General features: G+C 69.2%; 15 protein-coding genes. 10 read left to right on the top strand and 5 right to left on the bottom strand.

The window, feature by feature from the left end; translation table 11 throughout:
- Positions 1-378: 378 nt before the first annotated feature.
- Positions 379-897 (bottom strand): cyclic pyranopterin monophosphate synthase MoaC, encoded by a 519-nt coding sequence (gene moaC / locus ACYQZ5_RS06490; protein ID WP_379733146.1) that lies wholly within the window; start codon positions 895-897, stop codon positions 379-381.
- Positions 890-2,338 (bottom strand): NAD(P)H-hydrate dehydratase, encoded by a 1,449-nt coding sequence (locus ACYQZ5_RS06485; protein WP_379818243.1) that lies wholly within the window; start codon positions 2,336-2,338, stop codon positions 890-892. The genes moaC and ACYQZ5_RS06485 overlap by 8 nt, the downstream gene beginning before the upstream one ends.
- An 89-nt stretch (positions 2,339-2,427) precedes the next feature.
- Here ACYQZ5_RS06485 and ACYQZ5_RS06480 point away from each other — a divergent pair, with 89 nt between their 5' ends.
- On the top strand, positions 2,428-3,261 hold the full coding sequence (locus ACYQZ5_RS06480) for a hypothetical protein (protein WP_379732680.1): 834 nt from the start codon (positions 2,428-2,430) through the stop codon (positions 3,259-3,261).
- Positions 3,262-3,584: 323 nt separating this feature from the next.
- Here the strand turns inward: ACYQZ5_RS06480 and ACYQZ5_RS06475 are convergent, their stop codons facing one another.
- Positions 3,585-4,448, bottom strand: coding sequence for a fumarylacetoacetate hydrolase family protein (locus ACYQZ5_RS06475; protein ID WP_379732696.1), 864 nt, complete (start codon positions 4,446-4,448; stop codon positions 3,585-3,587).
- 88 nt (positions 4,449-4,536) lie between these two features.
- Between ACYQZ5_RS06475 and xacF the strand changes: the two genes are divergently transcribed.
- From xacF to ACYQZ5_RS06450, 5 genes are all read left to right on the top strand, one after another.
- A complete protein-coding gene (xacF, locus tag ACYQZ5_RS06470; RefSeq protein WP_459845536.1) occupies positions 4,537-5,973 on the top strand; it encodes a 2,5-dioxovalerate dehydrogenase in 1,437 nt (478 codons plus the stop codon).
- 69 nt (positions 5,974-6,042) lie between these two features.
- Positions 6,043-6,642, top strand: a complete 600-nt coding sequence (locus ACYQZ5_RS06465) for an LURP-one-related/scramblase family protein (RefSeq protein ID WP_379731887.1) — start codon at positions 6,043-6,045, stop codon at positions 6,640-6,642.
- Between the two features lie 62 nt (positions 6,643-6,704).
- Positions 6,705-7,571: an MBL fold metallo-hydrolase gene (locus ACYQZ5_RS06460; RefSeq protein WP_379731888.1), complete on the top strand. Its 867-nt coding sequence runs from the start codon at positions 6,705-6,707 to the stop codon at positions 7,569-7,571.
- A 58-nt stretch (positions 7,572-7,629) separates the two neighbouring features.
- Positions 7,630-8,802 carry a mandelate racemase family protein gene (locus ACYQZ5_RS06455; RefSeq protein WP_379731889.1) on the top strand — a complete coding sequence of 391 codons (1,173 nt, stop codon included), beginning with the start codon at positions 7,630-7,632 and terminating at the stop codon, positions 8,800-8,802.
- A 72-nt stretch (positions 8,803-8,874) separates the two neighbouring features.
- Entirely contained in the window at positions 8,875-9,330 is a 456-nt protein-coding gene (locus ACYQZ5_RS06450; RefSeq protein WP_379731891.1) for a ferritin-like domain-containing protein, read from the top strand.
- Between the two features lie 49 nt (positions 9,331-9,379).
- On the opposite strand, the gene ACYQZ5_RS06445 is transcribed toward ACYQZ5_RS06450, so the two are convergent.
- Together ACYQZ5_RS06445 and ACYQZ5_RS06440 are read right to left on the bottom strand one after the other, a co-directional pair.
- A complete protein-coding gene (locus ACYQZ5_RS06445; RefSeq protein ID WP_379818238.1) occupies positions 9,380-10,330 on the bottom strand; it encodes an ABC transporter permease in 951 nt (316 codons plus the stop codon).
- 174 nt (positions 10,331-10,504) lie between these two features.
- Positions 10,505-11,452, bottom strand: a complete 948-nt coding sequence (locus tag ACYQZ5_RS06440; RefSeq protein WP_379818237.1) for an ABC transporter permease — start codon at positions 11,450-11,452, stop codon at positions 10,505-10,507.
- 102 nt (positions 11,453-11,554) lie between these two features.
- Here ACYQZ5_RS06440 and ACYQZ5_RS06435 point away from each other — a divergent pair, with 102 nt between their 5' ends.
- The 4 genes from ACYQZ5_RS06435 to ACYQZ5_RS06420 are packed head-to-tail and all read left to right on the top strand — an operon-like array spanning position 11,555 to position 15,268.
- The gene (locus ACYQZ5_RS06435) at positions 11,555-12,769 is read left to right on the top strand and encodes an ABC transporter permease (RefSeq protein WP_379730397.1); all 1,215 of its coding nucleotides are present in this window, start codon (positions 11,555-11,557) and stop codon (positions 12,767-12,769) included.
- Positions 12,766-13,773 carry an ABC transporter ATP-binding protein gene (locus ACYQZ5_RS06430; protein ID WP_379730396.1) on the top strand — a complete coding sequence of 336 codons (1,008 nt, stop codon included), beginning with the start codon at positions 12,766-12,768 and terminating at the stop codon, positions 13,771-13,773. The genes ACYQZ5_RS06435 and ACYQZ5_RS06430 overlap by 4 nt, the downstream gene beginning before the upstream one ends.
- Complete coding sequence (locus ACYQZ5_RS06425) at positions 13,766-14,980, top strand: ABC transporter ATP-binding protein (protein ID WP_459845532.1); 1,215 nt, start codon at positions 13,766-13,768, stop codon at positions 14,978-14,980. Before ACYQZ5_RS06430 ends, ACYQZ5_RS06425 begins: the two co-directional genes overlap by 8 nt.
- A gap of 54 nt (positions 14,981-15,034) precedes the next feature.
- Positions 15,035-15,268, top strand: coding sequence for a SelT/SelW/SelH family protein (locus ACYQZ5_RS06420; protein WP_379730394.1), 234 nt, complete (start codon positions 15,035-15,037; stop codon positions 15,266-15,268).
- The last annotated feature ends 9 nt before the right edge of the window (positions 15,269-15,277 follow it).

The following is a 15,277-nucleotide window of genomic DNA, read 5'->3' as shown; positions in this document are numbered from 1 at the left end:
TCGGTCAGTTCCGTGACTTCGTGGCCGATATCGGTGACAGCGACGGCATCTCGATGCTTGGCACCTTGCGACCGCAGGGTGCCGGACACGAGGTCCGGCACAGCATCGAGTCCCCACCCCTCCCCCGCGCGCCGGCGACGATTGCCGGCGCGCGGCGTCCACCGCTACCGCACCGCGGCAGCGGTGGCGCGTGACGTGAGCCCCTGCGTGGGCGAACGAGCGCGCGAGGGACGAACGAGCGAACGCAGTGAGCGAGTGAGTCGGCTGGGGAGGCCTGTGGGGGGCGGTGCGGTCGCAAGGTGCCAACGATCGAGATGCTGTTACCGATCTATCAGCCAACAATCGAACCATGCCTACCACCCGACCAACGAACCGCCCTCAGAGCTCCCGCTTCTCCTTGCTCACGACCTCCACGCCCGAAATCTCCGTCCCGGGGTAGCCGCTCGCTTCCACCTCGTCGGACGCCTCGACGACCTCCTTCTCGGCGGCCTTCACCATGTCCCAGACGACGTTCAGCCCGGTCGTCACGCCCTGCAGCGCCTCCATCTCGCAGCCGGTCTTCCCGGTCGTCTCGACGGCGACCTCGAGTTCGATCCGGTCCTCGCCCACCGAGAACTCCGTCTCCACGTTCGTGATCGGGATCTGGTGGCACATCGGGATCGTCTCCCAGGTGTGCTTGACCGCCTGAATCGCGCCGATCCGGGCGGTCGCGAGCACGTCACCCTTCCCGATTTCGTCGGCCCGGACGGCCGCGATCGTCGACTCGGTGAGGCGGATCTCCCCGCGTGCGACCGCGCGCCGGCCGGTATCGGGCTTCTCGCCCACGTCAACCATCTGCACATCGCCGTCGTCGGTGGTGTGGGTCAGTTCGTCGTCGGAGTCGGCGTTCTCACTCATCGTCGCCCCCTTCGAGCGCCGCCGGGATGGTCTCTTGGAGTTCGGTCGCGCGCAGGCCGTCGCCCCGATCCAGCATCTCGGCGGCGCGGCCGTTGACGTAGCTGCCGACGCAGGCCGCCTCGAACGGCTCCGCGCGGGCGAGCAGCGCCGCGACCACGCCCGCGAGCGTGTCGCCGGTGCCGCCGACGGTCATCCCCGGCGTGCCGGCCCGACAGCGCCGGACCGTCTCGCCGTCGGTGATCACGTCCACTTCACCCTTCGCGAGGATCGTGTGGCCGAGATCGGCCGCGAGCTCGCGGATCTCGTCGGCGTGCGCCACGAGGTCGTCCGCCTCGGGGCCGCCCAACTCCGCCAGTTCGGAGCGGTTCGGCGTGAGTACCAGCGTCGCGTCGGTGTCGACCTCGGGCACCAAGGGGAGCGCGTCGGCGTCGACGACTGCGGTGCCGGAGAACTCGGCGAGGAACTGCCGGGCGGCGTCTTCGGTCTCGGGATGTCGGCCGAGGCCCGGGCCGAGGATCACCGTGTCGTCGTGGCGCTCGGCCGTCTCGACGAGCTCCGGGACGTGTTCTGGTTCGAGGTGGTCCGTGGCCGACTCCTCACCGTCGCCGTAGGGCTGGACGATCAGGTCCTCGGAGTAGCCCGCGATCGGATCGAACACCGACGCGGGGCAGGCGACGAACGCGAGACCCGCGCCGGCCGACAGCGACGCGCCGGCGGCGAGTGCGGGCGCGCCGGTGTAGGGGCCGCCGCCGATCACGAACGTCCGGCCGCCCTCGCCCTTCCTGCTTCCCCCGTCGCCCAGCACTGCCACGTCTCCGGGACCGACTACCTCCTCGGCAGCTTCGGGGATGCCGATATCCGCGACGGTCACGTCCGCGTGCTCGGCGAGCCCCGGCTTCAGGTCGTGGAACGTGACGACGTGCTCGGCCTCGACCACCCCGCCCGGAGTCGCGCCCGTATCCGCATCGACGCCGGAGGGCACGTCCACCGCAAGGACTGGCGCCGCGCTGTCGTTGATCGCGCGGGCCGCGCTGGCTTCCGGCTCCCGGAGTTCGCCCGTAATTCCCGTCCCGAGCATCGCGTCGACGACCAGGTCCGGATCGTCGAGGTCGAACGCGCGGGAGTCCGTCACGGTCTCGACGTCGATGTCGGCTGCCTTGAGCGCGTCCCAGTTCGCCCGCGCGATCTCGGTCGTGATGCTCTCGGGCCGACCCAGCAGTTTTACCGTGGCCTCGCGGTCGTCGAGGAAGCGTGCAGCGACGAGCGCGTCGCCGCCGTTGTTCCCCCGGCCGCAGACCAGCGTCACCGAGTCGCCGGGGGCCGTCAGTTCCCGGACTCGTCGGGCGACGGCGTTGCCCGAGGACTCCATCAGCACCCGGAGCGGCACGCCCAGCGCCGCGGCGTTGCGGTCGACCGCGGCCATGCGCCTGCTCGTGATCATGCCGACGGCTTCGGTGTGGGCCGGATTAAGGGTGGTGGGCCGCCGGTCGCCGCCGGAACCCATACCCGGCCAGCCGTCCGATCGCACGTGTGCAGCAGTATCCGCCCATCCCCGCCATCGACGACGAGGCCGTCCCCGAGTTCGCGGGCCACCTCTGGCTGCTGGAGGCGGTCGAGGGGTCGCTCCTCCGGTTCCGGATCGGGGAGTCGGGCGCGATCCGCTTCGGCGGCGAGCAGCGCGTCTACCGCGACGACGACGCGATCCCGCGACAGTGTCGCCGCGCGGTCCGGCACGTCCGGGAGCGACTGGACCGTGCGGCGCTCCGAGATGCCGTCGACGACGTGAGCAGCGTCACGTTCGTCGGCTGGGCGACCCACCGCGAGCGGATCGACTACGACTGGGACAGACTGCCGCCGTTTCTCGGCGCCGATGTATCCGCCGGCGATGCCGACACCTTCCGGCCACCGGCCGCTGCCGAAGCCATCTTCGACCGCCTCGGCCTCGACCCGGCTAACGCTGTTGAACGCGAACTCCACAGCCGGGACTTCGACCCCGAACGCTACCGGTTCCCCGAATCGGCGTGGTACGACGGCGCCGCCGCGGGCGTCGTAATTCGCGACAAGCGTGGCGGGCGCGCACTGCTCAGAAATCCCGAAATTTCTGGAGAGTCCGAGAATCCGATCGACGCCGAGGGCGGGGACTCGCTGGCGGCCGCGGTGGCGACGGATCGCCGGTTCGAGCGCGTCGCGACACGACTCGAGGAGTGCGGGCAGGCGCCGACCGTCGACGAACTCCGGGAGCGCGTGCTGGAAGACGTGTACCGCGAGGAGCACGGCCGGCTGTTCGGGGGCGGACGAGCGATCGACGAGTCGGCGTTCCGAACGGCGGTCGCGCGGCAAGCCCAACGATTCCTGCGCGGATAGCCGCAGTCGTCGCCCGGCGCCGCGCAGTGGTAGGCGCGAAGGCATCGCCGCCCGGCCACGCCGTGACGAACTCCCCCACCCCGTGAACTATCGGTCCGGGAGCGCCGCCGTTCGATCGAAGCCGCGGCCGGGGCGCTCCAGCGGCGGGCCCGACGGACCAGCGACGCAGCGCGACCGCCCCGGACCGGACCGCGGCCGCGGCTGACCCTTCTCAGAACGCGATATCTCCGTCTGGCAGCGAACTTCTCCCCCGGGCGGGTACTGGCGGGGGCGTCGGCTACTCCCCCCTCGTCCGGCGAGTGACGGTGCCCTCCGACCGTCGATCAGACCTCGACGACGGGGTTCACCAGCTCCCCGATCCCCTCGATGTCGATGCGGACCGTGTCGCCGGGCTGGAGCGTGAACTCGCCCTCGGGGACGAGCGAGGTGCCGGTGAGCAGTACGCCCAGTTCCGGCACCGCGTTGTGGGCGCGCCAGCAGTCGGCGAGTTCCTCACAGGTCCGGGCCATCTCAGCGGTCGAGGTGGCGTCGTCGTACACGGTCTCGCCGTCGCGCTCGATGCGCATCGACATCCCGAGGTCGTGGGGGTCGGGGACGCTGCCGGCGCCGACGACGCAGGGACCGATCGAGCAGCAGCGGTCGTACACCTTCGCCTGTGGGAGGTAGAGCGGGTTCGCCCCTTCGATCTCGCGGCTGCTCACGTCGTTGCCGACGGTGTAGCCGACGATCTCGCCGTCGTACAGCACCAGCCCCAGTTCGGGCTCGGGGACGTTCCAGTCCGAGTCGCCCCGGACGCCGATCGCGCCGCCGGGGCCGACCGTCCGGCTCGGGGTCGCTTTGAAGAAAATCTCCGGGCGTTCGGCGTCGTACACGTCGAGGTAGACGTCGGCCATCCCGCTCTCCTCCTCGCGAGCCTGCTCGCTGATCTCGTAGGTGACGCCGGCGGCCCACACCTCCTCGGGCGCAACGGGGCGTTCGAGTTCGACGACGGAGAACTCGACGACCGGCGCCTCCGCGAACAGGTCGGCGGCCATCGCGTCGACGCCGCTGTTCGCGACGTCGGCGGCCGCGGCGAGGTCGCGGAACGACGCCAGCCGGGGTTTGATCGCCGTCAGGTCGCGGGCCTCCCCGTCGGCGACGGCGAGCAGGCGGGCGTCGCCGTCGCGCTCGTGGCGGTAGTAGCGCATGCGGGGACTGCGGCGCGTGGGGGGCATAAATCTCCGGGGGGAAGCCGCAGCGTAAAGGGTTATCCGCCGACCGCTACAACGGTCGGACATGGCGAGCAGATCGAACCTCATCGACGGCGAGTGGATCGACGCCGAGAGCGGCGACACGTTCGACACGCACGACCCCGCCAACCCCGACGAGGTCGTCGGCACCTACCCCAAGTCCAGTGCGTCGGACGCCGAGCGTGCGGTCGAGGCCGCCGCCGCGGCGACCGAGGAGTGGGGCAACACGCCCGCTCCGAAGCGGGGTCGGATCCTCTCGCGGGCGAGTCAGATCCTCGCAGACAAGAAGGAGGAACTGACCGAACTGCTGGTCCGCGAGGAGGGGAAGACCGAGGCCGAAGCCGGCGGCGAGGTCCAGCGCGCCATCGACATCTTCGACTACTACGGGTCGAAGGCCCGCGACATCGGCGGCGAGGTCAAGAGCGCCAGCGGCGGCGACACGGTGCTCCGAACGAAGCAGGAGCCGGTCGGCGTCGCGGGCCTGATCACGCCGTGGAACTACCCGATCGCGATCCCGGCGTGGAAGATCGCGCCCGCGCTGGCGGCCGGCACGACCGCGGTGATCAAGCCCGCGACGCTCGCGCCCGGCCCGACCCACGAGATCGCCGCGGCGCTGGACGAGGCCGGTCTCCCCGACGGCGCGCTCAACGTCGTCACCGGTCCCGGCGGCGAGGTCGGCAGCGTCGTCGCCGGTCACGAGGCCGTCGACGCCGTCTCGTTCACCGGCAGCGCCGCGGTCGGCGACATCGTCTACGACACCGCGACCGAGGACGGCAAGCGCGTCCAACTCGAGATGGGCGGGAAGAACCCCACGGTCGTCTCGGACTCCGCGGACGTCGAGAAGGCGGCCAAGATCGTCTCCTGGGGCGCCTTCGGCGTGACGGGACAGGCCTGTACCGCCTGCTCTCGGGCGATCGTCTACGAGGACGTGTACGACGAGTTCGTCGACGCGATCGTCGAGCAGGCCGAGGCGATCGAGCCCGGTAACGGTCTCGAGGGCGGCGACATGGGCCCGCAGGTCAGCAAAGACGAACTCGAGAGCACGCTGGAGTACGTCGAAGTCGGGCAGGAGGAGGGCGCGACCCTCGCGACCGGCGGCGACGCGATCGACCGGAAGGGGTACTTCGTCGAGCCGACGGTGTTCGCCGACGTGGACAACGACAGCCGGCTCGCACAGGAGGAGATCTTCGGGCCGGTGCTGTCGGTGATCCCCGTGAGCGGCTACGACGAGGCGCTCGAGGTCGCCAACGACGTGGAGTACGGGCTCTCGGCGGGCATCGTCACGGACGACCACACCGAGGCCAACAGCTTCGTCGACGACATCGACGCAGGCGTGGTGAAAGTGAATCAGCAGACCACCGGCGTCGAACTCCACGTCCCCTTCGGCGGGATGAAGGCCTCCTCCAGCGAGACGTTCCGCGAGCAGGGCGAGGCCGGCCTCGACTTCTACACCATCTCGAAGACGGTGTACGACAGCTACTGAGTCGGCCGCGGGTAGCTCCCGTCCAGCCGTACAGTATTTCGACTGATAACGAGGGACGAGCTTTTTTCAATGGTCGGGCGGCAGCCGACGAGTGTGACCGACGACTACGATCTCGAGCGGATCGAACTCGCCGATGACAGCTACACCGTCGAACAGGGCCTGATCCGGAACAAGTTCCGGGCGCTCGACGCCGACGGGGACGTGGTACTGCGCGGGAAGCAGAAGATGCTGAAGCTGAAAGAGCAGTTCCCGTTCGTCGACGCCGACGACGAGGAGGTGTTCGAGGTCAACGCCGGAAGCATGCTCGACGTGGCGGGCGACTACACGCTGACCGACGCCGCGACCGACGAGGAGGTAGTGATTCTGGACAACGACTACTCGCTGCTACAGGACACTTGGAAGATCCGTGACGCCGACACGGAGGCCAAGCTCGCGGAGATCAACTCCCGCGGCGCGCTCACGACGATGGCGCGAAACTCGCTCCCGTTCGGCGAACTCATCCCCCACAAGTACGAGATCACCGACGCCGACGGCGACCACGTCGGGACCATCGAGGGGCAGTTCTCGCTTCGGGACCGCTACGACGTGACGATCGACGACGCGAGCGACGTGCCGACCGAACCCGTCGTCGCCGCCGCGATGGTGATCGACGCGATCCAGGGGAACTGAGCGCCGCCCGTCTGCCCCGTCCGGCGCCAACGATTTGCCCTCGCCCACCGAACCCCCCTGCCATGGTTCACTCGACGTGGGACGACTGGTTCGTTCGCGAGGAGATCGAGGCGACCGACCCCGGCGACGGCGTCGTCGGCTGGTATCTCGGCTGTAACGGGTTCGTGCTGCGCTCGGCGTCGACGACGCTGTACGTCGACCCGTACTTCGGCGACGGCGACCCGCCGAACATCGTCCGCATGATCCCGGTGCCGATCGACCCCGCCGACGCCACCGACTGCGACGCCGTGCTCGTCACCCACGAGCACATCGACCACATGCATCCGCCGTCGTACGGGCCGCTGGTGAACGACCTCGACGCGTCGCTCTACGCGCCCGAGGCGTCCTACGAGTCGCCGGACTACGACGGCGACCTCGACGCCCCCGAGGACCGACGGAACGTGATCGAAGCCGGCGAGACGTTCGAGGTCGGCGACTTCACCGTCCACGTCCGCGGGGCGAACGACCCAGACGCGATCGAGCCGGTGAGCTACGTCGTCGAACACGAGTCAGGAACGTTCGTTCACGCCGGCGACAGCCGTCCGGCGGCCGAGGCGTTCCCGGAAATTGCCGCGGAGTTCGACGTCGACGTTGGGGCGCTGGCGTTCGGATCCGTCGGGGAGATCTACAAGTACGACCTCGGCCGCGGGGAGCGGACGCGCTGGTACATGGACGAGAACCAGATCGTCGAGGCGGCGAACCAACTGGAACTCGACCGGCTGCTCCCCACCCACCACGACATGTGGCAGGGCGTCGGCGCCGACCCGAAGGTGCTCCACGAACACGCCGCCTCGTTCCGCTACCCGCGGGTGCTGGAGGTGCCCCACGTCGGCTGCTCGTTCCGGCTCGACGAGCCGGGGATCTGGCGGATGGGCGCGCTGGAGGGGTAGCCCCCCGTCGGGTCGGCCTCGGGGGGATTTTTACGCGCCGCCCCCACAGTGGGCGGGCATGGCTCCCACCATCACGAAGATCGAGAGCCGGGAGTTCGAGTACCCACTCGAGGACGTGGGGACCGACGAGCACGGCTTCAACCTCGTCTACGAGCCGGGCGAGACGACCTACCGCAAGCTGTTCGGCGTGAAGATCCACACCGACGAGGGGATCACCGGCGAGTACGTCGGCGGGAACTCCCCGGCGGCGGCGCAGTACAACATCATCGCGGAGTACCTGATCGGGAAGGACCCGCTCGAACGCGAGAAACACTGGTCGGAGATCAAGCGGGCGCTCCGGAAGTACGACCGGATGGGGATGGGACCGATCGACATCGCGCTGTGGGACTTCGCGGGCAAGTACTACGACGCGCCGATCCACGAACTGCTGGGCACCTACCGCACCGAGATCCCCGCCTACGCGTCGACGTACCACGGCGACGACGCCGGCGGGCTCGACTCGCCGGAGGCGTTCGCCGACTTCGCGGAGGAGTGCCGCGACGCGGGGTTCGGCGGCTTCAAGATCCACGGCTGGGGCGGCGGGGACGCCTCCCGCGACCTCGGCCGGGAGGTCGAGGCGGTCCACGCGGTCGGCGAGGCCGTCGGCGACGAGATGGACCTGATGCACGACCCCGCCTGCGAACTGGAGACGTTCGCCGACGCGCTCGAACTCGGGAAAGCGTGTGACGAACAGGACTTTTTCTGGTACGAGGATCCGTTCCGCGACGGCGGCATCTCCCAGCACGCCCACCGGAAGCTCTCCCAGAAGCTCGACACGCCGATCCTGCAGACCGAGCACGTCCGCGGGCTCGAACTCAAGTCCGACTTCGCCGCGAACGACGCGACGGACTTCCTCCGTGCGGATCCGGAGTACGACGCCGGGATCACGGGCGCGATCAAGGTCGCCCGCGTCGCCGAGGCGTTCGGGCTCGACATCGAGTTCCACGCGCCCGGGCCGGCACAGCGCCACTGCATCGCCGCCTGCCGCAACTCCAACTACTACGAGATGGCGCTGGTCCACCCGCACTGTCAGAACACCCAGCCGCCCGTGTACGAGGGCGGCTACTCGGACATGATGGAGGCCGTCGAGGGGGGGACCGTCTCCGTCCCCGAGGGGCCGGGGCTGGGCGTCGACTACGACTGGGGGTACATCGAGGAGAACACGACGGGCGAGGTCCACACGTACCAGTAGCGGGCGTCGCCGCCTCCCGGTTCGGGGGAGCCGCCGACGGATATATCGCCCGTTAGGTACAAATCAGGCTGCATGAGCTCCGAGAAAGTCATCGACCTGCTGCGGAAGGCGTACGGCGACGAGATGGAGACGGTGATGAACTACCAGACCAACGCCATCGTCCTCGACGGCGTCCGCGCCGAGGAGATCAAGGAGAGCCTCAAGACGGACATCCAGGAGGAGTTGGCCCACGCCGAGCAGCTGGGCAACCGCCTCAAACAGCTCGACGCTCGGCCGCCGAGCTCGGCGGAGTTCGTCTCGCGGCAGGACTCCCTCCAGCCGCCGGAGGACTCGACCGACGTGCTCTCGGTGATCCGGGGGGTGCTCGACGCCGAGGAGGACGCCATCGACACCTACCGTGCGCTCATCGACGCCGCCGAGGCCGCGGACGACCCGGTGACCGAGGACCTCGCGGTCACGATCCTCGCCGAGGAGGAGGCCCACCGCACCGAGTTCCGCGGCTTCGAGAAGGAGTACCAGCAGGACTGAGAGGGGGAAGCGGCGCACGCGTCACCACTTTCGTTTCACTCGATCGCCGTCACTCGACGGAGACTTGCGGGTCGAGGTAGCCGTACAGCACGTCCTGCAGGAAGCTCCCACCGATTCCGAGGAAGACGATCACCAGCGTCGTCCACGTGATCAGCGACATGTCGCCCTGATCGACCGCGACGAGGCTGGCCCGCGCCAGCCCGTCGATCGGGAGAATCTCCTCGATCACGTAGATGTTCAACACCAGCACCGCCAGCAGTTCGCTCAGCGACAGCGAGACGATCGGCAGCGCCGCGTTCCGGAGCACGTGTCGCACGAGCGTGAGCCGGGAAACTCCCTTCGCCCGGAGCATCTTCACGAACTCCCGACCGGTCTGATCGAGCACGGCCGAGCGGCTGAACCGGAGTTGCCCGGCCAGCAGGCTCGCCGCGACCGCGCCGGCGGCGATCACCTGCGGGTGGACGTACGGCCCGTCGCCGGCCAGCGGGCCACCCCGAACGGGAGAGACGACCGCGAGGAGGTACGTGATCACCATGAACACCGGAATCCCCAGCAGCGCGTACGTGCTCAGCCGGGCGGTCCAGTCGACGGCGCCCTCCTTCTCGAACGCCGCCAGCACGCCCAGCGGGACCCCGAGGGCGACGGCGACGACGACGCCGGGGACGACGTACTCGAGCGTCGTCACCACGCGTCCGTCGAGCACGGCCGCGACCGGCTGGTCGTACGCGATCGACTGCCCCCAGTTCAGCGTCGTGAGGTCGACGAACCAGTCGGCGTAGTGTTCGTACAGCGGGCGATCCAGCCCGCGCCGGGCGAGATACGCCTCCCGAAACTGTTCGATCTGCCACTCCTGTGCGCCGTTGTACCGCAAGAGCGCCAACTGCTTCTGGAGGATCAGCCGCGCCTGAAGCACCGTGAACCCGAACATCACGGACGCGGCGGCGTACACCGAGAACACGGCGAACGCGAACCGCCGGAGGAGGTAGCTGACGTAGCTCACGGGGACCACCCGACCACGGGTCGCTCGTCCGAGGTCATCGCCATCATCTGCAGCAGAAAGTCGTATAAAGTTTCCTGTGACCTCCGGAACCGCAGGGGGCGACACACCCCGGCGAGTTCGGTCGTCGCCGGTCCGGTGAGCCGGGACGGACGTGCCGCGGAACCCCGTTCGTGTTCACTCGACGGAGACCTGCGGGTCGAGGTAGCCGTACAGTACGTCCTGCAGGAAGCTCCCGGCGATTCCGAGGAAGACGATCACCAGCGTCGTCCACGTGATCAGCGACATGTCGCCCTGTTCGACCGCGACGAGGCTCACCCGGGCCAGTCCGTCGATCGGGAGGACCTCCTCGATCACGTAGATGTTCAACACCAGCACCGCCAGCAGTTCGCTCAGCGACAGCGAGACGATCGGCAGCGCCGCGTTCCGGAGCACGTGCCGCACGAGCGTGGTCCGGGAGACGCCTTTGGCTCGCAGCATCTTCACGAACTCCCGGCCCGTCTGGTCGAGCACGGCCGAGCGGCTGAACCGGAGTTGGCCGGCCAGCAGGCTCGCCGCGACCGCGACGGCGGCGACCACCTGCGGGTGGACGGACAGCCCCCCATCGCCGCCCGGTACGTACGGGACGGCGGCGAGGAGGTACGTGATCAGCATGAACACGGGGACGCCGAGCAGCGCGTACGTGCTCAGCCGGGCGCTCCAGTCCACGGGTCCATTCTTCGCGAACGCCGCCAGCACGCCCAGCGGGACCCCGAGGGCGACGGCGATCACGACCCCCGGGACGACGTACTCCAGGGTGGTCACCACTCGCCCGTCGAGGACGGCCGCGACCGGCTGTCGGTACGCGATCGACTGGCCCCACTCAAGCGTCGTGAGATCGACGAGCCAGTCGAGGTAGCGCTCGTGCAGCGGGTGATCCAGCCTTCGCTGTGCGATGTACGACTCCCGGAACCGCTCGATCTCCTGTTCGGTCGTGTCCGACCCCGCCCAGTTCATGAACGCGAGCTGGTGGCGGAAGATCAGCCGTATCTGGAGGACGGTGAACCCGAACATCACCGTCGCAGCCGCGTACACCGAGAACACGGCGAACGCGAACCGACGGAGGAGGTAGCTGACGTAGCTCACGGGGACCACCCGTCGACGGATCGCTCGTCCGAGTCCATCGGCATCATCTGCAACATAAAGTATTATAAAGTTTCCTGAGGGTTTGCAGAACCGCGAACAGCGATGCCCTCCAAGGACTTCGAGTCAGCGGCGTTCACCGAGGTAGACTGGGCGGCCCGCGACCGTGGAGTCACGGTTCGAAAGCGGACGATCGGACTCGTCGGCGCCTTCCTCGCGCTCGGCGCGCTGTACGCGTACGACGCGATCGTCGCCCCCGAGGAGCTGGTCGCGGCCCTGAACTGGGACGTGACGCGTGCGGACTGGCTGCTCCTCGTCGCCACCGTGTTCTTCGCACGCTACGGGCTGTTCCCGCTGGCGGCCGACCTCGATCGGACCCGGCGGCTGCTCGGACGCCTCCGCTCGCACCCGATCGGGCTGGCCGCGCTGCTCTCGCTGGCCGTGCTCACGGCGATCGGACTGCTCGGGCCGGGGCTGTTCTTCGACACGGGCTACCCCAAGCTCAAGTACCGGCTCCAGCCGCCGGTGTACACCAGTGTCTTCGTCGGCGACGTCCACTACTACAACTGCGTCGGGAAGGTCGTCGACGGCTACTGCCACGGGACGTGGCGCTACCCGCTGGGGACGAACCGCTACGGCGAGAACGTCCTCGAACTGCTCGTCTACGGGATCCGCGTCGCGCTGCAGGTCAGCCTCCCGACGGTGGTGCTCATCGGCGTCGTCGGCACGGTCGTCGGCGCGCTCGCGGGCTACTACGGCGGCTGGGTCGACGACGCGCTGATGCGCTACGTCGACATTCAGCAGACGGTGCCGGCGATCGTCGTCTACATCCTGCTCGCGACGTTCTTCCTCGGGGAGTACTCCGGCGTCACCGACGGCGGCCTGTTCGCGTTCGTCGGCGTGTTCGGCCTCCTCAACTGGGGCGGCGTCGCACGCGTCGTCAGGAGCGACGCCCTCCAGCAGCGGTCGGCGGGCTACGTCCGGGCGGCGCGGGCGACGGGCGCGAGCGACCTGCGGATCCTGCGGGACCGGATCGTCCCGAACGCCCGAGGGACGATCGTCACCGAACTCAGCCGCCGGGTACCGCTGCTCGTCCTCGCACAGGTCGCGCTCGCCTATCTCAGCCTCAGCCGGATCGCCTCGCAGTCGCTCGGTCGGGTGATCCGCGTCGGGCTGGAGTCCGAGGTGATGCCGTGGCACCAGAAGTGGTGGGTGACGACGTTCGCGGTCGCGCTGCTCGCGTTCGCCGTCGCCGCGTTCAACGTCTCCGGGGACAGCCTCCGCGACGCGCTCGACACGCGGCAGGGGGGAAGCTCGTGAGCGACCCGCTGCTCTCGGTGCGGGACCTCCGCACCGAGTTCGACACCGACGCCGGCGTGGTGCGGGCCGTCGACGGCGCCTCCTTCGACGTCGAGGCCGGCGAAACCGTCTGTCTCGTCGGCGAGTCCGGCTCCGGGAAGACCGTCGCCTGCGAGTCGATCACGCGACTGATCCCGACTGACGCCGGCGAGATCACCGGCGGCGAGGTCCGCTTCGACGGCACCGACCTGACCGACTGCACGGCGTCGGAGCTGACCGAGTACCGCGGCAACCGGATCGCCCACGTGTTCCAGAACCCACAGGGCGCGCTCGACGACGTATACACCGTCGGCGAGCAGGTCGTCGAGACCGTCCGCGCACACCGTGACCTCGACAGGGAGGCGGCGCGGGAGGAGGCGATCGACCTGCTCGATCGAGTCGGCATCCCCGACGCCGCCGACCGGATCGACGACTACCCCCACTCCTTCAGCGGCGGGATGAAACAGCGCGTCGTCCTCGCGATCGCGCTCGCGGGCGACCCCGACCTGCTGATCGCCGACGAGCCGACGACCGCCCTCGACGTGACGATACAGGCCCAGATCCTCCGCCTGCTCGCCGAGATTCAGGACGAACGCGGGATGGGCCTGCTGTTCGTGACCCACGACCTCGGCGTCGTCGCTGAGATCGCCGACCGCGTGGTCGTGATGTACGCCGGGAAGGTGATGGAGACCGGCGAGGTGTACGAGCTGTTCGAGAACCCCGCCCACCCCTACACCCGGGCGCTGCTCGACTGCCTGCCGGGCCACGGGGAGGCGTTCGACACGATCGACGGCAGCACGCCCGACCCGACCGATCCGCCCGACGGCTGTCGGTTCCACCCGCGCTGTGACCACGCAGTCGAGGACTGTCGATCCGGCGAGCAGCCGGCGTTCCACCCCGTCGGCGACGACCACGACGCCGCCTGCGTCCTGTACGGCGACGATCACCAGCCACCGCTGTCGTTCCCCGACAAACACGATGACTGACGAACCCCTCCTCTCGGTCCGCGATCTGGAGAAACACTACCCGGTCCGGAGCGGCCTGCTGCGGCGGGTGACCGACCACGTGAAGGCCGTCGACGGGATCTCCTTCGACGTCGAGGCCGGCGAGGTCGTCGGCCTCGTCGGCGAGTCAGGCTGCGGGAAGTCCACCGCGGCGACGACGCTGCTTCACCTCGAGGAGCCGACGGGCGGGGAGGTCCGGTTCCAGGGGGAGGCGGTGGCCGACCAGTCCCGGAGCGAGCGGAAGGCGTTCCGCCGGAACGCACAGGTCGTGTTCCAGGACCCCGACTCCGCGTTCGATCCGCAGGCGACCGTCGGCGAGTCGATCGCCGACCCGCTCGCGACCCACGGGCTGCGCGACGAGGAGCGCCAGCGGGAGATCGTCGCCGACGTGCTCGAACGCATCGGGCTCTCGGCCGACGACGCCGACCGCTACCCCCACGAGTTCTCCGGCGGGCAGAAACAGCGCATCGCGCTGGCCCGCGCGCTCGTGCTCGACCCGGACCTGCTGGTCGCCGACGAGCCAGTCTCCGCGCTCGACGTGAGCATCCAGGCGGACATCCTCTCGCTGCTGGCGGACCTCCGGGACGAACTCGATCTGGGCATCCTCCTGATCAGCCACGATCTGGACGTGGTGCGGCAGATCTGTGACCGCGTCGCGGTGATGTACCTCGGCGAGATCGTCGAAATCGGGCCGACGGAGGCGCTGTTCGAGGACCCACAGCACCCCTACACCGAGGGACTGCTCGCCGCGATCCCGGACCCGGACCCGCGGAACCGGGGCGGGACGGTCGAACTCCGCGGGGACGTGCCCGACCCGATCGAGCCGCCGTCGGGCTGTTCGTTCCATCCGCGCTGCCCGCGGGTCATCCCGCCCGACGACTACGCGTTCGACGACGGCGAGTACCGGGCGGTGCTCGACTTCCGACTCGCGCTCCGGGACGACGACATCGACACGGAGCGCCACGACACGGCGACGGCGCTCCGAGAGGCGTACGACGTTCCCGAGACGCTCACGGACGACGACGCCGAGGCGGTTCTCGACGGCGCGATCGACGACGTGCTCGGCGGCGACCGCGAGCGCGCGCTCGACCGACTCGAAGCGTTCGCGACGCCGTGTGAGCGCGACGACCCGGTGCTCCGGTCCACGAACGAGCGGCAGTCGGCCGCCTGCCTCCGGCACACGCGGTGATCGGTTTCCGGGGTGAGTAGGTTTACCACGGAACGGTCCGTAGCAATAGACGGCATGACGAGCGTCGAAATCGAGTACTGCGTCCCGTGTGGCCACCGCGACCGAGCACAGGACCTGCAAGGGGCGATCCTCGAGGAGTACGGGCTGCAAGTCGATCGCGTGTCGCTGGTCACCGGCGACGGCGGCGTTTTCCAAGTTCGCGTCGACGGCGACGGGGTCTTCGACATCGACGAGGACGAGTACGACGCCGACGCGATCGTCGAGAGCGTCGGCGAGTACGTGAACTGACCGGCGGCG

This window comes from Halolamina salina (assembly GCF_054653455.1).
This window is presented reverse-complemented; position numbering and strand designations above follow the sequence as displayed.